17 protein-coding genes and 2 pseudogenes are annotated in these 20,771 nt (G+C 72.2%); 8 read left to right on the top strand and 11 right to left on the bottom strand.

Going from position 1 to position 20,771, the window contains the following annotated elements:
- Positions 1-218: 218 nt before the first annotated feature.
- Complete coding sequence (locus tag RMT89_RS22285; RefSeq protein ID WP_315885520.1) at positions 219-995, bottom strand: polysaccharide pyruvyl transferase family protein; 777 nt, start codon at positions 993-995, stop codon at positions 219-221.
- Positions 996-1,054: 59 nt separating this feature from the next.
- Between RMT89_RS22285 and RMT89_RS22280 the strand changes: the two genes are divergently transcribed.
- Positions 1,055-1,243 carry a hypothetical protein gene (locus tag RMT89_RS22280; protein ID WP_315885519.1) on the top strand — a complete coding sequence of 63 codons (189 nt, stop codon included), beginning with the start codon at positions 1,055-1,057 and terminating at the stop codon, positions 1,241-1,243.
- A 47-nt stretch (positions 1,244-1,290) separates the two neighbouring features.
- On the opposite strand, the gene RMT89_RS22275 is transcribed toward RMT89_RS22280, so the two are convergent.
- The 3 genes from RMT89_RS22275 to RMT89_RS22265 form a co-directional block, all read right to left on the bottom strand.
- Positions 1,291-1,656 (bottom strand): PH domain-containing protein, encoded by a 366-nt coding sequence (locus tag RMT89_RS22275; protein WP_315885518.1) that lies wholly within the window; start codon positions 1,654-1,656, stop codon positions 1,291-1,293.
- A 120-nt stretch (positions 1,657-1,776) separates the two neighbouring features.
- Positions 1,777-3,495: a methionine--tRNA ligase gene (gene metG / locus RMT89_RS22270; RefSeq protein ID WP_315885517.1), complete on the bottom strand. Its 1,719-nt coding sequence runs from the start codon at positions 3,493-3,495 to the stop codon at positions 1,777-1,779.
- Positions 3,496-3,624: 129 nt separating this feature from the next.
- Entirely contained in the window at positions 3,625-5,166 is a 1,542-nt protein-coding gene (locus RMT89_RS22265) for a VWA domain-containing protein (protein WP_315885516.1), read from the bottom strand.
- Positions 5,167-5,391: 225 nt separating this feature from the next.
- On the opposite strand from RMT89_RS22265, the pseudogene RMT89_RS46025 reads away from it, so the two are divergent.
- Positions 5,392-5,808: pseudogene (locus RMT89_RS46025) on the top strand (hypothetical protein); the annotation flags it as partial.
- On the opposite strand, the gene RMT89_RS22255 reads toward RMT89_RS46025, so the two are convergent.
- Complete coding sequence (locus RMT89_RS22255; protein WP_315885515.1) at positions 5,751-6,737, bottom strand: LysR family transcriptional regulator; 987 nt, start codon at positions 6,735-6,737, stop codon at positions 5,751-5,753. The pseudogene RMT89_RS46025 and the gene RMT89_RS22255 sit on opposite strands and share 58 nt — an antisense overlap.
- Positions 6,738-6,910: 173 nt before the next feature.
- On the opposite strand from RMT89_RS22255, the gene snpA reads away from it, so the two are divergent.
- Entirely contained in the window at positions 6,911-7,576 is a 666-nt protein-coding gene (gene snpA / locus RMT89_RS22250) for a snapalysin (protein WP_315885514.1), read from the top strand.
- Positions 7,577-7,641: 65 nt separating this feature from the next.
- On the opposite strand, the gene RMT89_RS22245 is transcribed toward snpA, so the two are convergent.
- Together RMT89_RS22245 and RMT89_RS22240 are read right to left on the bottom strand one after the other, a co-directional pair.
- Positions 7,642-9,582, bottom strand: coding sequence for an FUSC family protein (locus RMT89_RS22245; RefSeq protein WP_315885513.1), 1,941 nt, complete (start codon positions 9,580-9,582; stop codon positions 7,642-7,644).
- 173 nt (positions 9,583-9,755) lie between these two features.
- Positions 9,756-10,604, bottom strand: coding sequence for a hypothetical protein (locus tag RMT89_RS22240; protein ID WP_315885512.1), 849 nt, complete (start codon positions 10,602-10,604; stop codon positions 9,756-9,758).
- A gap of 153 nt (positions 10,605-10,757) precedes the next feature.
- Between RMT89_RS22240 and RMT89_RS22235 the strand changes: the two genes are divergently transcribed.
- Entirely contained in the window at positions 10,758-11,309 is a 552-nt protein-coding gene (locus RMT89_RS22235; RefSeq protein WP_315885511.1) for an SH3 domain-containing protein, read from the top strand.
- Positions 11,310-11,367: 58 nt separating this feature from the next.
- Here RMT89_RS22235 and RMT89_RS22230 read toward each other — a convergent pair whose 3' ends face one another.
- The gene (locus RMT89_RS22230) at positions 11,368-11,814 is read right to left on the bottom strand and encodes a hypothetical protein (protein WP_315885510.1); all 447 of its coding nucleotides are present in this window, start codon (positions 11,812-11,814) and stop codon (positions 11,368-11,370) included.
- A 113-nt stretch (positions 11,815-11,927) separates the two neighbouring features.
- On the opposite strand from RMT89_RS22230, the gene RMT89_RS22225 reads away from it, so the two are divergent.
- Together RMT89_RS22225 and RMT89_RS22220 are read left to right on the top strand one after the other, a co-directional pair.
- Positions 11,928-13,118, top strand: a complete 1,191-nt coding sequence (locus RMT89_RS22225; protein ID WP_315885509.1) for a PP2C family protein-serine/threonine phosphatase — start codon at positions 11,928-11,930, stop codon at positions 13,116-13,118.
- 90 nt (positions 13,119-13,208) lie between these two features.
- Complete coding sequence (locus tag RMT89_RS22220) at positions 13,209-14,360, top strand: hypothetical protein (RefSeq protein WP_315885508.1); 1,152 nt, start codon at positions 13,209-13,211, stop codon at positions 14,358-14,360.
- Here the strand turns inward: RMT89_RS22220 and RMT89_RS22215 are convergent.
- From RMT89_RS22215 to RMT89_RS22205, 3 genes and pseudogenes are all read right to left on the bottom strand, one after another.
- Positions 14,350-16,320: pseudogene (locus RMT89_RS22215) on the bottom strand (Ig-like domain repeat protein). The gene RMT89_RS22220 and the pseudogene RMT89_RS22215 overlap by 11 nt on opposite strands.
- Before the next feature lie 102 nt (positions 16,321-16,422).
- Positions 16,423-17,664, bottom strand: a complete 1,242-nt coding sequence (locus tag RMT89_RS22210; RefSeq protein WP_315885507.1) for an amidohydrolase — start codon at positions 17,662-17,664, stop codon at positions 16,423-16,425.
- Between the two features lie 4 nt (positions 17,665-17,668).
- Positions 17,669-17,866 (bottom strand): hypothetical protein, encoded by a 198-nt coding sequence (locus RMT89_RS22205; protein ID WP_315885506.1) that lies wholly within the window; start codon positions 17,864-17,866, stop codon positions 17,669-17,671.
- Between the two features lie 124 nt (positions 17,867-17,990).
- On the opposite strand from RMT89_RS22205, the gene RMT89_RS22200 reads away from it, so the two are divergent.
- A complete protein-coding gene (locus RMT89_RS22200; protein WP_315885505.1) occupies positions 17,991-19,334 on the top strand; it encodes a helix-turn-helix transcriptional regulator in 1,344 nt (447 codons plus the stop codon).
- 647 nt (positions 19,335-19,981) lie between these two features.
- On the top strand, positions 19,982-20,743 hold the full coding sequence (locus RMT89_RS22195; RefSeq protein ID WP_399498467.1) for a GAF and ANTAR domain-containing protein: 762 nt from the start codon (positions 19,982-19,984) through the stop codon (positions 20,741-20,743).
- The last annotated feature ends 28 nt before the right edge of the window (positions 20,744-20,771 follow it).

The raw sequence follows: 20,771 nt of genomic DNA, 5'->3' as shown, positions 1-20,771 counted from the left end.
TGTGCCCGGGGCATCTGTAGGGGCCCGTGTCTGTCAGATGATCCAGAGCAGCCCGTCGCCGCCGAGCAGTTGCGCCGACCACGACGTCCGCGAGGCCCAACCCGGTTGAGGTCCGTGACGGCCGGGCCACCGCCGAACGCGTCCTCCTTCTCGCTCGCCCCGGGCACAAGTGGCCGGATGCTACCTGTGGTTGATCACCGCGTGAGGCTCAGCCCTTGTCACGATCCGGAGAGCTCGCGGCTGCGGCGGCGCAGGGCCGGGCCGAGGCGGACCAGGACCCGCTTCTCGATGCCCACCACGTGGCGTTCGACGGCGGCGAGCTGCTTGCGCGCGGCCTCGATCTGCTTGACGGCGGCGGCGAGCTGCTCGGCCGTCGCGGTCGCGCGCTTCTCGGCGGCGGCCAGCTTGACCCGCAGTTCGTCGTTCTTCTTGGTGACCGCCGTGACCCTGGTCTCGGAGACGGTGATCCGCTCGCGCAGCCGGCTGATCCGGTAGCGCATCTGCCCGTCCTGCGTGCCGTCCCAGACCTGCATCGAGGCGGGCAGGTCCAGGGACGCGACGCGGGCCTCGAAGGCGGCACCGCCGTCGCCGTGCTGGTAGGCGTTGTCCAGGCCGTTGCGGGTGAGGAACGCGGTGATGCGCTCGAACCGCTCGCCGTGGCCCTTGATCATGGCCGAGAAGTCCGCGGCCTCGTACAGGTCACGCGGGTCGGTGTCGGCGGGCAGCCCGGAGAGCTGGCGGTGCGGGATGTCGAAGTACCGGCACAGCTCCAGGGTGCGCGAGTCGTGGGTGAGGACGACGGCGGGCGTACCGGCCAGCAGGGCGGCGATATTGCCGTGGATCCGGGTGCCGTACGCGAAGTCGTAGCCGCGCAGCTCGTCGATCCAGGTCGCCGGGTCCAGCGGCATGCGCACCTTGTTCTCGCGCAGCAGGTCGTGGGTCAGCAGCTTCGGGAAGGGGGCCTGGGCGCCGGACTCGGGCGTGTGTGGCCCCACAACAGCAGCTCCGCGTCCACCGTGTTCTGCGCGTAGTAGGTGAAGTTCGGGTAGCGCGCGTGGCCGTACTTGGCGATGCCGGATATGGGGCCGACGGGCGGGCGTTCGGCGACATGTTGATGGCGATGCGCGAGTCGGCGGTGATCTCCGTGGCGCGGATCGCCGGGAAGGTGTCGCCGTACAGGAACATCGACGGGCAGCCCATGATGTCGATGTTGCTGCCCGCGACGCCGTGGTCCCTGAGGTAACTGAATAGTGAAGGAGTTGTCGCCGCCCGCCGAAGTGACCCTGGCGACTACCGCGCGACGTACTGCGTCAGGATCGCCTGCACCTCGTAGATGTCCACGCCCTTGGTGAAGGTCTTGGTGATCGGCATCTGGGTGCCCGAGATCCAGAGCTTCAGCTCGGCGTCCAGGTCGAAGGTGCCGGCGGTCTCCACCGCGAAGTGGGTGATGCTGCGGTACGGAACGGAGTGGTACTCGACCTTCTTGCCCGTTATGCCCTGCTTGTCGACCAGGATCAGTCGACGGTCGGTGAACATGATGACGTCACGCACCAGCTGGTACGCGGCCTGCACCTGCTCCCCCTGACCGAGCAGCCGAGCGAAGTCCTGCGCGGCCTTGCCCGGGTCTACGGTGCTTGCGTTGCCGAAAAGTGCCATGGATGTGCCCCCACATGTGGCTCAGAAGTCAGTCATGTCCCAGTAAGTCACTGGCTTCACATGATCTTCGCAATGTATAGCCTGCGGGGGGCGATCACCGATAGGTGCCGGCCGCACCTGTTACTCGGCGGTGACGCCGCCGAAGCGCTCCTTGTACGTTTCCAGGTCCTCGTCCGTGAGCTTGGCGAACAGCACCGGCGGGACGGTGAAGGGCGTACCGGCCGGCACCGCGGTCAGGGCCTTCGCCTCGTCCTGGGTGACCCAGGACGCGGTGTCGTCGGCGAGGGAGAAGGCCTGGCGCATGGCGGCCGACGTGGCCGGGATGAACGGCTCCGAGACCACCGCGTACAGGTGGATCAGGTTCATCGCCGTACGGAGCGTCAGGGCCGCGCCGTCCTTGTCGGTCTTGATCTCCAGCCAGGGGGCCTTCTCCTCCAGGTAGGAGTTGCCCGCGGACCACAGGGCGCGCAGCGCCGCGGCGGCCTTACGGAACTGGAGGGCCTCCATGTGCTCCTCGTACTCGGCGAGCAGGCGCGCGATCTCCTCGCCCAGGCGGGTCTCCGCCGCGCCGGGCTCGCCGCCCGCGGGGACCTCCTCGCCGAAGCGCTTCTTGGAGAAGGACAGGACTCGGTTGACGAAGTTGCCCAGAGTGTCGGCCAGGTCCTTGTTCACCGTCGCCGTGAAGTGCTCCCAGGTGAAGGACGAGTCGTCCGACTCCGGGGCGTTGGCGATCAGGAAGTAGCGCCAGTAGTCCGCCGGGAGGATCTCCAGGGCATGGTCGGTGAAGACGCCCCGCTTCTGGCTCGTGGAGAACTTTCCGCCGTAGTACGTCAGCCAGTTGAAGGCCTTGACGTAGTCGACCTTCTTCCACGGCTCGCGTACGCCCAGTTCGGTCGCCGGGAACATCACCGTGTGGAACGGGACGTTGTCCTTCGCCATGAACTCGGTGTAGCGGACGGTGGTGTCCACGTCGTACCACCACGACTTCCAGTCGCGGTTCTCCGGGTCCTGGTCCGCCCACTCCTTGGTCGCGCCGATGTACTCGATCGGGGCGTCGAACCAGACGTAGAAGACCTTGCCCTCCGCCGCCAGCGCCGGCCAGGTGTCGGCCGGGACCGGGACGCCCCAGTCCAGGTCGCGGGTGATGGCGCGGTCGTGCAGGCCCTCGGTCAGCCACTTGCGGGCGATCGAGGAGGCGAGGTGGGGCCAGTCGTCCTCGTGGCGGGCGACCCACTCCTCGACCTCGTGCTGCAGCTTGGACTGCAGGAGGAAGAGGTGCTTGGTCTCGCGGACCTCCAGGTCGGTGGAGCCGGAGATCGCGGACCGGGGGTTGATGAGGTCGGTCGGGTCCAGGACGCGGGTGCAGTTCTCGCACTGGTCGCCGCGGGCCCTGTCGTAGCCGCAGTGGGGACAGGTGCCCTCGACGTAGCGGTCCGGGAGGAAGCGGCCGTCGGCGGGGCTGTAGACCTGGCGGATCGCCCGCTCTTCGATGAATCCGTTCTCGTTCAGCTTGCGGGCGAAGTGCTGGGTGATCTCGCGGTTCTCCGGGCTGGAGCTGCGGCCGAAGTAGTCGAAGGCCAGCGCGAAGCCGTCGTAGACCGCCTTCTGCGCGTCGTGCGCCTGCGCGCAGAACTCGTCGACCGGCAGGCCCTGCTCCTTCGCGGCCAGCTCGGCGGGGGTGCCGTGCTCGTCGGTCGCGCAGATGTACAGGACGTCGTGGCCGCGCTGGCGGAGGTACCGGGAGTACACGTCCGCCGGGAGCATGGACCCCACCATGTTGCCCAGGTGCTTGATCCCGTTGATGTAGGGAAGGGCGCTGGTGATGAGGTGTCGAGCCATGGCTTGGCTGCTCCCAGGTCGGTCGATTTGCGAACCTTGAAATCGTAGCCGACATGGGTGGGCCGCCCGCCTTCCGTTTTAAGGGGTGGGAAGGGGGCGGCCGGGGGCTGGCGGTGGCTGGTCCGGTTCTTACGGGCGCCAGTTCTCCAGTACGCCCGTGTAGAGCTCGGTGTCCGTGAGCTCGCGGGGGGTCGGGCCCGCGTGGAAGAACGACGTGTTGCCGGTCTTCAGTTTGCGGAGGTAGTCGAAGGCCTTGTTGTCGTGCTCGCCGAAGGCGACGAAGGCGAAGTGGATGTGGGGGTGGTTCTTCGCTGCGTCGGTGAGGGCCTGGGTGGCGGGGGTCTTCGCGTCCGGGGCGCCGTCGGTCTGGAAGACGACCAGGGCGGGGGTGCCTTCGGGGGCCGTCTTCTGGTGCGTGGTGACGACTTCCTCGATGGCTACGTGGTAGCTGGTGCGGCCCATGCGGCCCAGGGCCGCGTGCATTTCGTCGATCTTGTTCTCGTGGTCGGTGAGGGTGAGCTCGCCGGTGCCGTCGAGTTCGGTGGAGAAGAAGGTGACGTGGACCGTGGGAGTTGCGGGGTCCAGGTGGGCGGCGAGGGCGAGGGTCTGCTCGGCGAGGGACTGGGCGGAGCCGTCCTTGTAGTACGGGCGCATGCTCGCGGAGCGGTCGAGGACGAGGTAGACCTTGGCGGGGGTGGTGATGGCCCGGGCCCTGAGGGCGGCGGCTGCCGCGGTGTGCGCGGTGCGGAGGCCGTGGGGGAGGGTGACGGTGGGTTCCGGCTGCTCGGCCTCGGCTTCGCCTTCGGCCGGGTTGTTCCCACCCGCACCACCCGTGCCGGCTTCGTCGTCGGCTGCGGGTGGCCCCTGTGGGGCGTCCTCGCCGTCGGCGGCCGCGGGCTCCTCGACGACCGGCTCAGCTTCCACAGCCGTCACGGGCTCCGGCATAGCCTCCGGTTCCACGACAGGCTCGGCCTCCGCATCCGCCTCCGGCTCGGGGGTGACCGCCGCCTCCGGCTCGACTACGGGCTCCGGCTCCACTGCCGGTTCGGCCTCCGCCACCGGCTCCGGCTCCGGCTCGGGGGTGACCTCCGCCTCCGGCTCGACTACGGGCTCCGGCTCCACTGCCGGTTCGGCCTCCGCCACCGGCTCCGGCTCCGGCTCCGGCTCGGGGGTGACCTCTGCCTCGGGCCCGGGCGCAGCCTTGGCCTCGATCGGCTCGGGCTCCACGACCGACCCGACCTCCGCCTCCGCCAGCGGCTCGGGGGTGACCGCCGCCTCCGGTTCGACTACGGGCTCCGGCTCCACTGCCGGTTCGGCCTCCGCCACCGGCTCCGCAGGCTCCTCCTCCGCCCCCGCGGCAGCGGGCTGCTTCGGGACTGTCACCTTGTCGAAGGCCGCCGCCACCAGCTCGTGCTCGTCGTCCGTCGCCGGGCGGGGCTCCGGGACCTGGGCCGTTGCCGTGTCCGTGGGCGTCCGCTCGAAGGCCTCCGCCGTGTCCGTGGGCGTCGGCTCGGTGGCCTCCGCCTTGGGCGGGTCCGTCGGTGTCGGCTCGGTGGTCTCCGTAGGCTGCGTCGGCACGATCGGCGTCGTCCGTTCCGCACCCTCTGCCTCGGCCGTGCTCCCCTTTCGGGAGCGGCCGAATGCGTTCCGCAGGAGAGTGAGAATGCCCATGTGCGCAACCCTTCGCATGAGTTGATCCCGTCAATCCCTGGCCAGGACGGACACGTAAGGTTAGCCGCCCCGGACTGTGATCTTCGGCGCACCCACCCCCGGCCCCCCAACCCGCCTACCAGTACCTTCAGTTCACCCCTCGTGCAGGTGTCGTCCCCGCGTTCGCACAAACATCCCCCTACCGTCCGTCACGCTGGATCCAAGGGGAAGCGAGGGGAGAACAAAGTGCGCATTCCGCTGCCGCTCATCGGAACAAATGGTTCGCATCCCGGCAGCCGCTCTGCCATGACCTGCCGCTTCCGGTGTGGTGAGGCCTGTTTCCACGAGGTGCCCAACACCGCCGCCAACCCGTACGCCGGCGACGTCATCGCCGGCGCCCTGAGCCGTCGTAGCGTGATGCGCGCCGTCGTCGTCGTGACCGCCGCGGCCGCCGCCGGCACCGTTGCAGCCGCCGCGCCCGTCACCGCCGCGCCGGCCACCACGGTCCAGGACCGCCGTGTCCTGGTCGCCGTGCGGCACCCGGGCGAGATCGACGGCGCGACCGTCGAGAACCCGCTGAGCACCTGGCCCGACGGACCCGGCACCTACGTCCGCCCGGCCGTCGTGGCCGTGGGGCGCAAGGACGGCTGCGACATCGGCGTCTGGTTCCGGACCGGGGGCGGCGAGCCGGGCAGGGCACTCCAGTACGCCGGTGCCTGCCTGGCCGCCTCCCAGTACGCCTCCTCCAGCGCGGGATACACGCCGTCCAGGTCCGTGTCCGTGCGGGCGGCGAGAAGGAGTCGTACGCCCAGCGGGTCGCCGCGCAGGCGCCGTACCGCCATGTCCGGGCGAGGCAAGGACGTCGGCTGGCAGACCGTGACCACCTCACCCGTCGCCACCAGGGCCGCTGCCGTGTGGTAGTCGCCGTGCAGGACGTGGGGGTCGACGCCGGCCTCGCGGAACATCCGGCGCACCGCGTCCCACTCGCCGTCCACACTCGGGTCGATCATCCAGCGGTCGGCGGCGAGGTCGCACAGATCGACCTCCTGCTTCGCCGTCGCCGGGTGGTCGGCCGGCAGCGACACGAACTGCGGCTCGCGTTCCAGCAGGACCCGTGTCCGCAGCTCCCCGGGGATGCGCAGCGGGGTGCCCTCCACCTCGTGCACGAAGGCGACGTCGAGCTGGCCGTCGGCGACCATGCGCAGCAGGGAGTTGGCGGAGACGTTCATGTGGAGGGTCGGCTCCTGGCCGCCTCCGCGCAGTCGGCGCAGCCAGCCCGCGAGCGCCCGGCTGGCGGTGGAGCCGACGCGCAGGCGCGGTCCGCCCGCCGCCGCCTGGCGGGCCTCGGCGACCAGGGAGCGCATCTCGGCCACCAAGGGGCGGGCGCGGCTGAGCACCAGACGGCCCAGCGGGGTGGGACGGCAGCCGGTGCGGGCCCTGAGGAACAGCGCGCCGCCCAGCTCCTGCTCGATCCGGCGCAACTGCGTGCTCAACGACGGCTGGGCCACGCCGAGTTGCCGCGCGGCCCGGTGCAGACTGCCGGTGTCGGCTATGGCGCACAGCGCGCGGAGGTGCCTGACCTCAAGCTCCATGCCCTTGGAGCCTAAAGCGGAACCAGGGGTTTCACCAGACGCACAAATCCCGGCCGAGGCACGCGAATTGGGCACCCGATAGCCCGGCCCTATCGCCGGTTGCCATCATCACAGCCGCCGTACGGGCGTCGACACTCCTCGATGACGACTCACCCCCCACCAAGGAGTCATCGATGCGCATGTCCATGTCCCTTTCCCTGTCCCCGCGTACGGCTGCTGCCGTCGCGGTAGGCCTCGCGGTCCTCGGCACCGCCGCCCCTGCCTCGGCGGCACCCGCACCCGCCCCGCACGCCGGCTACACCGGCACCACCGTCGAGGAAGCCGCCAACCGCGCCTTCTTCCAGGCCGTCCTGGAGTCCGTCGCCGACAAGCGCGCGGCAAACGCGAAGAGCACCGCGGCCGTCACCGTCGTCTACGACGCCTCGGGCGCGCCCACGTTCAGCGCGCAGATAGCCCGCTCCACCGAGATATGGAACAGCTCGGTGGCGAACGTGAGGCTCCAGCAGGGCTCCAACGCCGACTTCACCTACCGCGAGGGCAACGACCCGCGCGGCTCCTACGCCTCGACCGATGGTCGCGGCAACGGCTACATCTTCCTCGACTACGCGCAGAACCAGGAGTACGACTCCACCCGCGTCACCGCCCACGAGACGGGCCATGTCCTCGGTCTGCCGGACCGCTACGAGGGTCCGTGCAGCGAGCTGATGTCGGGCGGCGGCCCCGGTCCGTCCTGCACGAACGCCAACCCGGACGCGAACGAGCGGGCCCGAGTCGACCAGCTGTGGGCCAACGGCCTCGCGGCCGCGATGGACAAGGCCCTGGAGAAGTCGGGCCGTTGACGCCACCCCCCACACGGTGCGGCCGCCCTCCTGCACAGGGCGGCCGCACCCATCTGTTCTGTTTCTCAGCGCGGCGATGCGATGGCCCGAGCCGCCGCCACCTCCTGGCGCAGGGGCTCCAGGACGCTGCCCGACGGGCCTGTGAGGTCGGTGCGGACGGCGTACAGGACGTCCACCTCCCGTAGACCGTCCGACAACTCCCGTAGCTGCCGGGATACTTGGGTGATCTCCGCCTGCGACGGCGGCGCCGCTCCGTGTTTGACCCGGACGCGGGCCGCTGTGGTGGCATCGACGATCCGCTCCACCGCCACGACCAGCGGCCACCAGGCAGCCGCCCGGCGTCCGGTGGGCGGTGGTTCGGTCAGGGCGCGCTGGAACTCCGTGCGGATGACGGACAGGTCGCGGTAGAGGCGGCGGCGCATCCGGGCGCGGGCGGGCGGGTCGACGGCGGCCGCGCCGAAGGCGCACTCCACATAGCGGGCGGTGTCCGCCACCGCGTCCGCGAGCCGGTCCCCGACCCGGGTGCCCCAGCTCTCCGGCCAGAGCAGATACCCGGCGATCAGCGCGATGCCGCAGCCCATCAGCGAGTCCACCAGGCGGGGCAGCAGCAGGGCGGTGCCCTGCTGGTTCAGTACGTCGGACAGGAGCAGGATCACCGGGGTGATGGCGGCGGTCTGATAGCCGTAGCCGCGCGGGGTGAGGGCCGGGATCAGCGGGGCGAGCAGCAGCATCACCGGTAGGTCCCACCAGCCCCTCGGCACCTGCGAGAGCACCGCCGCCGCGACGACCAGACCGGCGACCGTGCCCAGCGCGCGCAGCAGGGCCCGGGAGAAGACCGAGCCGAAGTCGGGCTTCATCACGAAGGTGATGGTCAGCGCGACCCAGTAGGAGCGCGGCACCGGCACGGTCGACACCAGCACCTGGGCCACGCCGATGCACAGGGCCAGGCGCAGTCCGTAGCGCCAGGAGGCGGCGGACAGGGCGACGTTGCGGGCGGCGCGCGCGGCCCGGATGCCGAGGGCGGCGGGGCGGCCGAGGCGGTCGTCGATGCCGCGCGGGTCGACGTCGGGGGAGGCGACGACGTCGGCGGCGTGGCGCAGGGCGTGGTCGACGGCACGCGTGGTCTCGGTCGTCGGGGTGGGCAGCTTCAGCCCTATCGGGCCGGTGAAGCCGGTCTCCACGGCTTGCGCGAGATGGCGCACCGCCCCGGGGAGTTCGGGCGGCAGGGGCGTGCCGTCCAGGTGGGCGGCGGGGGCGGCCTCGACGACCGGGATGACCGCGTTCAACTGGGCGAGCAACCGGGTCAGTACGGGGCTGCGGCCGTGCTGGCGGGTGCGCCGGGCGAGGACGAGGTCGTACGACTGGTTCAGGGACTGGGTGACGGTGTGCCGTGCCTCGTCGTACGTCTCCGGGCGGCCCGTCGCGGCCAGCAGGTCGGCGACCGTGCGGTACGTGTCCGCCACCGCTGTCCGCTCCGGTACTCCGCCGCGCAACGGCCAGGCGAGCAGCGCCAGCAGCAGGACGAGCAGCCCGCCGCCGGTCACCAGCAGCGGCGCCAGCCACCACGCGCCGGGCATCGGAAGGCCCGCCCCGACCACCGTGTTCAGCAGCAGAAGCAGCCCCGAAACCGAGGCCACCGCCCCGATCGTCGAGATCATCCCGGAGACCAGCGCGACGGCGGTCACGACCGCGACCGCGACCCAGCCGTGCCCGAACACCAGCGAGCCGACGGTGATGCCGACGGCGCCGAAGAGCTGCGGTACGGCGATGTTGAGGAGCCGCATGCGGTAGGCGTCGGCGGTGTCCCCGATGACGCCGGAGAGGGCGCCCATGGAGGCGAGCGCCCCGTAGGCCGGTTCACCGGCCGCGAGTCCGACGGCGAGCGGCAGCGCCATCGCGACGGCCGCCCGTGCCGCGGCCGCCAGGTTGACGGGCGCCGGCTGTGCCTGGAGGTTCCGGACCAGCCAGTCGGGAGGGGTGAGGCCGATGGGGAACTCGCGGGGCATGCGCCCATTATGGGCGGGCGGCGCAGGTCAGTCGGGCCGGTGCAGCGTGACGTCCACGACGACGGCCCGGTGGTCGGTGTCGGCCAGGTCCGCTCACCCCGGCGCACAACAGCCCCGCCCACCAGGCCAGGAACCGCCGCCCACCTGCCCCCACCGACAGCCCCCTTACGCCCTCAAGGACCGGACGCCGACACCGAAGGTTGCCGCCGCCGCGCCAGCAGCCATGTTCCCAGGGCCACCGCGAGCCCCACCGCGACCAGCAGCCAGGACACCGTGCGCAGGGCCGCGGTGAGCGCGTCGTACACGGCGCCCGCGGCCGGGCGGTGCACGTCGTCGGGGAGGTCGGCCAGGGTCAGCCGGCGGCCGAGGGCGACGGCGAGGGCGAGGAACACGCCGCCCAGCGCCGTGCCGAGCGCGGTCGCGGTCACCGCGCGACGGCGGCAGGCGGCGACGGCGATCCCGGCGACGGCGAGCACCGCGGCCGTGACGGGAAGCCAGAACCCGGCGATCTCCAGCACCTGCAACCCCCGTCGCAGCTGGGCCAGTTCACCGGCGGGGAGCACCGCGACCTCGGTGTGCTCGACCGGGATCCGGCTCGCCAGCGGCATGTTGTCGGCGGCCAGCCGCTCCTTCACCTCGGCGGCGACGCGAGCGAGATCGACCCGCACCTCGCCCCCGCCGCCGTCCCGTACGGCACGCAGGACGGCGTCGTGGACGGCCCGGTTGCCGCTGTCCCAGGCGGTGCGGAAGGCGTCGGTGCCGGTGAAGGACCGCACCGCGTCGTGCACGAAGGGCCGCATCGGCGCCCCGGCGTCCGTCTCCCGCACGATCCCGTCCCCGACCGTGTCCGCGACCGCGTCCCGCACGGCCGGATCGGTGGCCAGCGGCGCCATCGCGGTGACGTACCGGCCGGTGTCGGCGAGCCCGTACGAGGCCCAGGCCGCCAGCGCGCCGAACGGCACCAGGAGGCAGGCCAGCGCGATCAGCGCGGCCGAGAGGGCGTTCAGCAGACGGGAGGACACGTCTTCAGGCAAGACGGCCCGGGCCGGGCGGGCCAGCGCTGCGCGGCCGTATGGCCGAGGGCCCGCACCCCTTGGGGGAACTGGGATCCCCGCTCTCCGGTGGAGGGTTCACCCGAACGGGTGTTTCCTGGTGCTGGGGAGAAGGAGGCGATCATGCGCACTACTCCGGCCCTGCGGACCCTGGCCGTGGCCCTGCTCACTGGCGGCTCCCTGATCGCCGCCACAGCGGGCGCGACGGCCGCCGCGGCAGCCCCGCCGACCTACGCCGACGTCCAAGGCGGAAGCGGTGGCGGTGACCGCGGCGGTCCGATCTGGGGCACTGTCATTTCCCAGACGAAGCTCAACGTCAGGCAGGCGCCGACCGTCCACGCGCCCGTCGTCGCCTGGCTCTCTCCGGGCAGCCAGGACCGCGTGCAGTGCAAGGTCCGCGGTCAGAGCGTCAACGGCAACCCGGACTGGTACTGGCTCAAGGGCGCCCAGGGCTGGGCCAGCGCCGCCTTCGTCGACACCGGCGGGGCACGCGTGCCCCCCTGCGCGAATCCGTGTCCCGAATGGAAGGACGGGTCCTGGACCAACTGGGATGAGCCGTTCACGAACGACTCCTGGAGCGCTTCCTCGTCCGGCTCGTGGAGCGCGTCCGGCTCGTGGAGCTGGAGCGCCTCCGGATCGTCGTCCAGCGCCTGGAGCTGGCTGGGCGGCTGGTGAGGGGAAGGTGAGGGAGCGCGTGGGCCCCGGCAGCAGTGCCGGGGCCCACGCGTGTGTGTCAGCGGGGCAGCGGATTGCCCTCGGCGTCCTCGTGTGTGTAGTAGCGGTAGAAGAACACCGCGAAGATGGCCGCCGTGATCAGCAGGCTCATGGTCACGGACCGCAGCACGCTGGCGCCGGTCTGGCTGTAGAGGAAGCCGAAGGCCGCGCCGGCGAAGGCGGACTTCGTCATCGAGTGCAGCTCCCGCTTCAGCTTGGGCGCCAGTACGGCCACGGCGATGCACAGCACCGTGAACGCGATCGCGGTGACGAAGCCGAACAGGATGTTCCAGCCGGTGATCTCTCCGCCGCCGCGCCGGTTGGCCGCGGCCCAGTAGCCGTAGACGAGCCCCAGGACGACCGGGATACCGAACCGGGCGATCCGGTGGGTGCGCTCGCTGAAGATGTCGGGTGTGACCGTCATCCTGCCCATCGGGCGGCCGGGTGTGGGTGCCGCGTGAGCCATGGGTCCACCTCCTCGTGAGGTCTGTGTCGCCCCCGACCTCCAGAGCACACCCGGGGCCCGGGCCCTGGCAAGTCGAAGATGCGGGGCGTGCACCCCCGTGTTTCGCTGGCGGCATGAGCGGGCGCGGACTGAGAACGGTGAGCGGTCCCCCGGCCCGGCTCCGGCGGCTCCCGGCCGCCGTTCCCCGGGACCGCCTCCAGCGCCACCAGATGCTGCGGATCGGCCGCCGGAGCGTGACCTGGGTGCCGCCGCTGCTGCTGCTCGTCGGGATCGTGGTGACCGACTGGTACACCGCGCGGGATTTCCGGATCATCTCCTGGCTGGTCCTCGTCCCCGGGATCGCCGCCGCGATCTGCGGGGTGTGGGGCACGGCCGCGTTCGCGCTGCTCACGACCGCCACCTATCTCGTCGCGGACAGCTTCTGGCCCGAGGAGTTCCAGGCCGGGATGCCCGATTTCCTGCTCTCCGCGATCGGCGGTGTCCTCGCCACGCTGGCCTGCACGGTCCGGGTGCGCGGCGAGCAGCGGATGCTGCACATGCGGGATGTCACCGACACCATCCGCCGTACCGTGCTGCGCCCGCTGCCGCCCGGCTGGGGCGGTCTCGACCACGCCGCCGTGTATCTCACGGCCGACGTGGAGGCGGCGGTCGGCGGCGACTTCTACGACATCCAGCCCGGCCCGCACGGCACCCGCGTCCTCGTCGGCGACGTCCAGGGCAAGGGCCTCGGCGCGGTGGAGGCGGCCGCGGCCCTGCTCGGCACCTTCCGCGAGTCCGCCTACCACGAGCCGGACCTCGCCACCGTCGCCGCACGCCTGGAGACCCGTATGGTCCGGCACGCCGGCCACTGCGCGGCCCTGGGCCGCGACGACGCCGACCGCTTCGCCACCGCCGTCCTCCTGGGCTTTCCCGCCCATGACCCCGGCACCCTGGAATCGGTCGTCTTCGGCCACGACCCGCCCCTGGTCATCGGCCCCTCAGGGGTACGACAGCTGCCCCCGGGCGACGCGCTCCCGCTCGGCCTGGGCGAACTGACCGGCACCACGGACCCGCCCGCGGTGCTCCGCTCCCCCCTGGCCCCCGGCGAGACGGTCCTGCTCACCACCGACGGAGTGACCGAGGCCCGGGACGCCATCGGCTCCTTCTACCCCCTCGCCGACGAGGTCGCCCGAGCCGTGGCCGCCGCCCCCCGTCTCGCCGACCCCCGCCTCCTGGTCGCCTTCGTCCGCGACGGCACCCTGCGCCACTGCGGCGGCCTGCTGGCCGACGACACCACGGTGTTCGCGGTACGGCGGGGCGCGTGAAAGGGACGTTTGCACTCCTGAGGCCCAGCTTTGCAGCCGCAGCGGTTACGGTGCTGCCGTACGTGATCGACGGGGGATGGGGAGGGACCGATGCCCGGAACCGTGCTGCTGCTCGCCGCCTCACCGGCGGGCAAGGGCTGTCTGGTGGACGCGGCGTCCGTGCTCCCCGTCCTCGCGGCGGTACCGCCCGGGGTGCTCGCGGGCACGGACACGGCGAACGTCGTCGAACTCGCCGACCCCCTCGAACCGCAGGCCGTCCTGACCCGCCTGCGCGCCGCCGCGGCAGCTCCGGGACCGCTCACCGTGTTCATCACCGGGCAGCTCCAACTCGACCGCAGGCAAAGGCTGGTGCACCTGGCGCTGGCGCGGACCACCCCGTCGACGGTGCGCTACACGGCCTTGCCGTGGCACTGGGTGCGGGAGGAGCTGCGGCTGCGTCCGCCGGGCACGACGGCCCTGGTGCTCGATCTGCACGCGGACGCGGAGACGTGGGAGCTGCTGCGGACCGGGCCGCTCGACTGCGGGCGCAACAGCGCCGTTTACGGACGCATCGCGCCGCCGCCGGGACGGCGGACCGTGGCGGTGCCGTCGTACATGAAGGCGGTCGCGACGATTCTGCGCAGCGGACGGCGGCCAGCGCTCGGGGAGTTGCATCAGCGGGCGCTGGCGCGGGTGGGCAGCGAAGGGTTCGCGGACGTGGTTCTCGCCCCCGCCGCCCCTGCCCTTCCCGTCCCTGGGGGCCCCGCCCCCAGACCCCCGCATCGGCCTGAAGGGCCTGGTCCTCAAACGCCGGACAGGCTGAATGGCGCTGACCGGCGCCGGGACGCGGATGCCCACACCGCCATCACCGCCGCCGTCCAATCCGGTCGGCACACCGACGCCGACGCGCTCGCCGCCCGCCACGAGCAGGCGGCGCTGCACACACACGGCGCGGGTTCGCCCGAGGCCCTGCACTGGGCCGAAGTCCGGGCGGACCTCGCGATGTTCGCGGGCGATGCCGTCCGCAGTTGCCGTGCCTGGCTGTCGGTGGCGTCCGCCCGGCTGGCCGCCGGGCAGTCGGCGGCGGACCCGGACGTCGAGTCCGCCGTGGACCGGGCCCACCACCAGTGGGGCCGCATCGGCGACCCGGCGAGGGCCCGTGAACTGGGGCCCGCGCTGGCCGAGTTGAGGACGCGGGTGCCGGGGCGGCGGCAGGGTGCGCTGGACCATGTCCAGCAGCAGCTGCAGCGGCTCAGCTCGTGAACGTGAAGTACTTCCAGGCGCCGTGCGTCGTGGAGTTCACGGTGTCACCGTGGCCGTTGACGTAGGAGTTGCGCACCCGGAAGCGGTAACCGGTGGGCGGGGTGCCGGTGATCTGGACGGCGGACCTGCCGGCGGAGTCGAGTGTGAAGTACTCGCTGCCCGTGGTCTGCCAGGAGCCGTTGGCGTACACCTGCATCTGCAGCCGCTGCTGCCGGCCCGGGTACGGAGGCAGCGTCGCCGTGAAGACCGGGTCCTTGGACCGGCGGAAGTAGTGGTAGGTGTAACCCCAGTTGTACGCCGTCTTGTAGTGGCCGCTGACCGCCGTGGACACGCTCACCCTCGCGCCGACCGTGCTGGTCACCGAGCGCGGCTGGTAGCGGGAGTCACCCGCGAACTTCGCGGTGAGGGTGGTGTCGCGCTTGAGGTCGACGACGACCGACAGATTGCCGGAGGAGCTGACCGTGCCGGACTTCACCAGCTTGTTCGGCTTGTCCGAGCCGAAGGGGTTGGCCCAGATCTCGACCTTGCGGTTCTTGTACGTCGTACCCAGGTGCGCCGTGAACTTCACGTCGGCGCCGTAGCCGTAGACCTTGCCGTTGTTGTTCAGCGTCAGCGTCGGCTTGGCACGGGATACCTCGACGGTGTCGGAGGCGCGGCGCGCCGCGTGCTCGGCGTCGCCCGCGTAGCGCACCGCGTACTTGACCTTGCCGCCGGCGGGCGGGGTGTCGGTGAAGGAGTAGCTGCCGTCCGCCTTGACCGTGACCGGCGCGAGCGCCTTGCCGTCCGGGGACTCCATGTCGGTGCGGGACACCGTGAGCTGGATGCCGGCCGGGAGGGCGACGCGTGAGGTGACCTTGCCGGTGACCGTGAGCTTCTGGGCGCGCGGCGCGGTGGCCGGGGCGTTCACGGTGATGCTGGTGACCGCATTGGTGGGGGCGGTCAGGGAGCGCAGCGAGTAGCCACCCTCGCTGTTGGACGTCACCGCGAACAGGCGGGAGGTGTCCGGCGCGAAGGCCAGACCGGAGTCCGAGAGCAGGTCCGAGCCGGTGGTGGTGCCGGTGTTGGGGAAGTCGTACTCGCGCACCGACGTGGTGGCGCCCGGCTTGTAGACGTAGACGTCGGGGCCGTAGCTGCCGGAGATACCCGCCGCGAGGGTGCCGTCGGCGGCGATGGCGACGGAGTTCGGATAGGTGTCGCTTGCGTAGCTGCCGTCCGCGGTGAGGTCGGACGTCTTGAACACCTGGTGCTTGTACGGGTAGCCGCTCGCGACGACGACGTCCTGGCCGTCCGGCGTGACCTGGAGGTCGCCGAGGTTGCTGCCGCCGTCGGAGTTGGCGGCGAGCCGTGTGGCGGTGCCGGTGGAGACGTCGTACGAGGCCAGGGTGACCGGGCTCTGCCCGACCGCGCCCGCGACCAGGGTGTCCGAGCCGGCCGCCGCGTCCAGCATCGGCGCCTGATACCACAGGCGCGTCGGGTCCTGGTCGAGGGTGACGACGGGCTGCTCGCCGCTGAGGTCGACGGAGCCGATGTTGCCCTCGGCGGCGGCGCCTTACCCGAACCAGAGCTTGCCGCCCGCCAGGGCGACGCTCATCGGGGAGTCGCCGACCGTATAGCGGACGGACTCGGTGCCGGTCGCGGTGTCTAGGGCGACGATCACGTCCGCGCCCCGCACGGCCGCGTACAGCGTGCCGGAGTCGGCGGACAGCTCCAGGCCGGTGACGCCAGGCAGGCCGGCGACCTGCTGGACGACGGTTCCGGCGTAGTCGGTGACGACGATCTTGCCGTTGCTGGGGTCACTGACGAAGACGCGCTGGTGGACGCCGTCCACCACGATGTCGGCGGTCGACCTGACCGGCAGCGTCCTGGTGGAGTCGGCGGCGGCCGGTACGGCGGCGAGCGCCGCCGAGCTGATGAGGACCGCCAGGGTGGTGGCGGTGGTGGTGAGGGTGCGTCTGCGCACGCTGTTTCGAACCCCCCGGAACGAAAAAGGATGTGGGTGCCACGGGCGGGCTCCCGTGTGTGGGGCCTGTGCGCCGCGTGTGGCGAGTGAGCGAAGACTAAGTCATGCCACCGACAAGAAGGAGAGGGCCCCCGACACCAGCGTCCGCACACCCGTCGGCACGGTCGCCAGGCCGGGTGCGAAGTGCGGACTGTGGTTGCTGGGCACGGACTCCGACCGGCCCAGCAGATCGTCCCCGGGCGCCGCGTCCCACACCTCGGCCGGGGTGCTCGTCACGAACCAGTAGGAGAACGGCAGCTTGCCCTCCGCGAGGTACGAGAAGTCCTCGCTGCCCATCGCAGGGCCGGGGTCGAAGACGGTGTCGGCGCCGAAGACCTCGCGGTGGGCCTCGGCCACCCTGCGGTCGGTGTCGGTGTCGTTCACGGTCACCGGGAAGGTGCTGCCCAGCGTCACCTCGGGCTCGCGCGGGCATCCTGCGGCCAGGCACTCCCCGGCCGCCATCCGCCGGATCGCGGCGACCATCCGGTCCCGGACGCCCTCCGACTGCGTACGGAGATTGAGCGAGATGCGGGCGGTGGACGGAATGACATTGGCCGCCGTACCGGCCTCGATCCGCCCGACGGTCAGTACGGCCTGCTCGCGCGGGGCCAGTTCCCGGCTGACGACGGTCTGCAGCCGCGTCACCAGGAACGCGGCCGTCACCACGGGATCCACGGTGGTCTCGGGCCGGGAGCCGTGCCCGCCGCGCCCGTGCACCACGATGTCGACGTCCGTCGTCGCCGACATGATCAGCCCCGGTACATGCGCGATCAGGCCCACCGGACCCGGCGCCACATGCTGCCCGAGCAGTACGTCGGGCCGCGGGAACCGGTCGTAGAGCCCGTCCGAGACCATCGCCGCCGCCCCGCCACCTGACTCCTCGGCGGGCTGTCCCACCACCATCAGCGTCCCCGACCAGGCATCCCGCCCGGCGGCCAGCGCCTCGGCGGCACCGGTCAGCCAGGTGACATGCATGTCGTGCCCGCAGGCGTGCATGACGCCGGGCACGGTGGAGGCGTACGGCAGCGAGGTCTCCTCGGTCACCGGCAGAGCGTCCATGTCGGCACGCAGCAGGACGGTGGGCCCGTCGCCGTTGCGCAGCAGTCCCACGACCCCGGTCCCGGCGATCCCTTCGGCCGTCTCGAACCCCGCCGCTTTCAGCCGCGCCGCGAGACGGGCCGCCGTCCGGTGTTCCTGGAAGGAGAGCTCGGGGTGCCGGTGCAGATCCCGGTAGAAGTCCTCCAGGGCGGCGACGGGGAGGTCACCGGTGAGATCCAGCGCGGCTCGAGCGGCGGCAGAGGTCATGGGGTCAGGGTAGGGGCGTCCAGCGGGTGTCGCCCGTTACCGCCGAGGGGGAGTCGTCCGTGTGCTGAACCGTCTGCTCGCGCACCGTCTCCGCCGCCCGCGCCGGGCCCGCGTTCGCTGCCAGGATCAGGGTGGCCACCGCTACCACGGCGGCGGCGACGCCTCGGGTGTAACGCTCGGTTGTGCTGGTGCGTTCGAGCACGGCGACCTCGCAACAGCGGTGTATGGACGTGATGTATTAAGCGGGTTGGGTAATCAGGCTTAATTCCCGGTTTAACCTAGGGCTGTCGGACTCGAACGGCAAGAGGCACCAGGGGGAGTTGGCGATGTCGGAGCGCGACGACCCGGTGACCATCGGGCGCAGGGTGCAGCAGTTGCGGGCCGAACGCGGGCTGACGCAGAAGCAGTTGGCCGAGCCTGCCTATACGCCCGCCTATGTCTCCACCCTGGAGGCCGGCCGGGTGCGGGCCTCCGACGAGGCGCTGCGGCACATCGCCGAGCGGCTCGGGGTGGCCTACGACGAGTTGATCACGGGGCGTTCCGCCCGGCTCGCCACCGAGCTGCGGCTCCAGCTCACCGGCGCCCAGCGCACCCTGGCCACCGGCGCCACCGAGGCCGCCGCCGAGGGCTTCACGGCGGTGCTCGGCGAGGCGCAGACGCACGGTCTGGTCGAGGAACGGGTCGCCGCCCTGCTCGGGCTCGGCGAGTGCGGTATCGACACCGGCGATCTGGACGCCGCCCGCCGCCGCTTCGAGCAGGCCGAGCAGGCGCTCGGAACGGCTCCGCTGCCGACCCGGGTCCCGGCGCTGCGCGGACGGGCCGTCGCCCACTACCTGGCCGGTGAACTCCGCTACGCCGTCTATCTGCTGGAATCCGCCCTCGACGAGCTGAACCGCGGAGGACTGCACGACCCCGACGCGCTGCTGCTCCTCTACGCCAGTGTCATCGGTCCGTACATGGACCTGGGCGCCCACGCCCGCGCCGCCCAGGCCGCCGAACTCGCCCTCGCCCTCGCCCCGCAGGCCGGGGACCCGGCTCTGGTCGCCCGGATGCACCGGTCCGTCGCCCGCACCCTGCTCGCCGAGGGCCGGATCGCCGAGGCCGACGCCTCCCTGGCCAAGGCGGCCGAGCTGTACCGCGGGCTCCAGATCCGCACCGAGCTCGCCCACTGTCACTGGATGCGCGGCTACGTCTGCGCGCAGAACGGCGAGCTGGACCGCGCCGAGGCCGAACTGCGGGAGGCGCGGGCCATGCTGTCGGCCAAGCGCGCCGCCCTCTACACCAGCCAGGTCGCCGTCGAACTCGCCGACGTGCTGCACCGGCGCGGCAAGTCCGACGAGGCCGCCGCCCTCCTCCACGAGGTCCTCAGCGACCTCAGCCCCGAGCGCGGCGCCCTGCACTCCGCGGCCGCTCACCGGCTGCTCGGCATCATCGCCGAGGACGCCCGCGACACCGAGGCCGCCGAGGAGCACTACGTCCGCGCCCTCAGCCTGCTGGAGCGGGCCGGCGCGGCCGGGGACCTGGCCGACCTGTGCCGGCTGCTGGGCGATCTGCTGCGCCGTACCGGACGGGTGGAGGCCGCCCTGGACGCGTACCGGACGGGTCTCGGGCACCGTACGGCCCCCGGCACCACCACCCTCGGACCCGCGCCCGCACAGCCTCCTCTGTGAGGATCCCGGACCGGCGCACAGCCCCGTCCCGTCGGCCTTCGCGGGGTACACCGGCGGAACAACGGGACAGGCGCGTGGCGAATGAACGGACGGTGTCTACGGCGGCCTGCGCGCGCCCGTCCACGCGGTCCTCGGCGGGGCCGAGCTGCTCGCCATCGCGGTGCTGTCCGTCCTGGGGGCCCGTCCTCGCGCTCGATCTCTGCACCCCCGCCGTCGCCGCCCGGTGGACCGTGTTCACCGCCATCACCGCCCAGGCCGTGCCCTTCCTGCGGCCCCGCAGCCAGGCCCTTGCCGTGCCGGTCACCGACAGCCTGATGCGCAGCAGGGTGGGCCCCCGCGGCGGCGCTCGCCTTCCTGCTCTCGGCGCCCGCGATCAACCCGGTGATCCTGGCCGCCGGAGCGCGGACGCGCCCGCGGACGACACCTGGGTCACGGTCACCGGCACCTGGCACCCCGAGGGGAAGCCGGGCAGCGACGAGGCCTGGCCGCCCGTCGTGGACGCGGGCAGCCGGCCAACCCCTACGAGAAGCCGTCAACGGGTTTCGCCCCCCGGGCCCCGGGTAGTCGGGCGGAGTCCGGGAGCGGGCGGCCGCAGGGCCGTGCAACCCGCGTAACCGTGAGCGTCGCGCCGGAGGTGTGAGGAGGCGGTGACCGTGCGGCCCAGGGACGACCACCGTGGTGCCGTTGGGGGCGACAACCGGTCGGCCGACCACGAGCAGGACGGAACCGCCGCACGGGCCCGCGGCACGGGGGCCGGCGAGATCCCCCGGCGGCTGTGCGCCGTCGCGGTCGACCTGCTGCCGGTGACCGGCGCCAGCGTCTCGCTGCACGGCGACGACATGCCGGTCCGGCTGTGCGCGAGCAACGCGCAGGCCGCGTATGTGGCGGACATCCAGGCCACCTTGGGCGAGGGGCCCTGCCAGAGCGCGGTGCGCAGCGCCCGGCCCGTGCTCGCCTGCGATCTGACGGAGGGGCACGACGTGGACCGCTGGCCGGTCTTCGCCGAGGAGGCCACGCAGGCGGGTGTGCGGGCGGCGTACTCGCTGCCCCTCGGCGACGACGCGGTGTGCGTGGGCACCCTCGACCTCTACCGTGACACCCCCGGCCGGCTCTCCGCCGACGAACTGCGTACGGCGCGGGCCCTGGCCGGGGCCATGACGATGGCCCTGATGGCGCTGTCCCGCGAGGCGGACGACCGCGGCCGGGACCTGCCCGGCTGGCTGGACGGACTGGCCGCCGACCATGACGACCTCTACCAGGCCATCGGCATGATCATGGCCCAGCTCGGCGTCGGCGCCCACGACGCCCTGTCCCGCCTCCGCGCCCACGCCTTCGCCCACGGCCGTACGGCGGCGGACGTCGCGGGGGACGTGGTGGAGCACCGGCTGCGGTTCCCGCGGGGGAGCTAGCCGACGCCGAGACCGGCGAAGGCGTCCC

It is taken from the genome of Streptomyces sp. P17 (assembly GCF_032436805.1).
Lineage (GTDB): Bacteria > Actinomycetota > Actinomycetes > Streptomycetales > Streptomycetaceae > Streptomyces.
This window is presented reverse-complemented; position numbering and strand designations above follow the sequence as displayed.

What these genes read in the sequence shown, in the direction of transcription:
- RMT89_RS22275 (WP_315885518.1), bottom strand. Translation starts at nt 1,656, where the DNA reads ATGGCACTTTTCGGCAACGCAAGCACCGTAGACCCGGGCAAGGCCGCG.
- metG (WP_315885517.1), bottom strand. Translation starts at nt 3,495, where the DNA reads ATGGCTCGACACCTCATCACCAGCGCCCTTCCCTACATCAACGGGATC.
- RMT89_RS22265 (WP_315885516.1), bottom strand. Translation starts at nt 5,166, where the DNA reads ATGGGCATTCTCACTCTCCTGCGGAACGCATTCGGCCGCTCCCGAAAG.
- RMT89_RS22255 (WP_315885515.1), bottom strand. Translation starts at nt 6,737, where the DNA reads ATGGAGCTTGAGGTCAGGCACCTCCGCGCGCTGTGCGCCATAGCCGAC.
- snpA (WP_315885514.1), top strand. Translation starts at nt 6,911, where the DNA reads ATGCGCATGTCCATGTCCCTTTCCCTGTCCCCGCGTACGGCTGCTGCC.
- RMT89_RS22245 (WP_315885513.1), bottom strand. Translation starts at nt 9,582, where the DNA reads ATGCCCCGCGAGTTCCCCATCGGCCTCACCCCTCCCGACTGGCTGGTC.
- RMT89_RS22235 (WP_315885511.1), top strand. Translation starts at nt 10,758, where the DNA reads ATGCGCACTACTCCGGCCCTGCGGACCCTGGCCGTGGCCCTGCTCACT.
- RMT89_RS22230 (WP_315885510.1), bottom strand. Translation starts at nt 11,814, where the DNA reads ATGGCTCACGCGGCACCCACACCCGGCCGCCCGATGGGCAGGATGACG.
- RMT89_RS22225 (WP_315885509.1), top strand. Translation starts at nt 11,928, where the DNA reads ATGAGCGGGCGCGGACTGAGAACGGTGAGCGGTCCCCCGGCCCGGCTC.
- RMT89_RS22220 (WP_315885508.1), top strand. Translation starts at nt 13,209, where the DNA reads ATGCCCGGAACCGTGCTGCTGCTCGCCGCCTCACCGGCGGGCAAGGGC.
- RMT89_RS22210 (WP_315885507.1), bottom strand. Translation starts at nt 17,664, where the DNA reads ATGACCTCTGCCGCCGCTCGAGCCGCGCTGGATCTCACCGGTGACCTC.
- RMT89_RS22200 (WP_315885505.1), top strand. Translation starts at nt 17,991, where the DNA reads ATGTCGGAGCGCGACGACCCGGTGACCATCGGGCGCAGGGTGCAGCAG.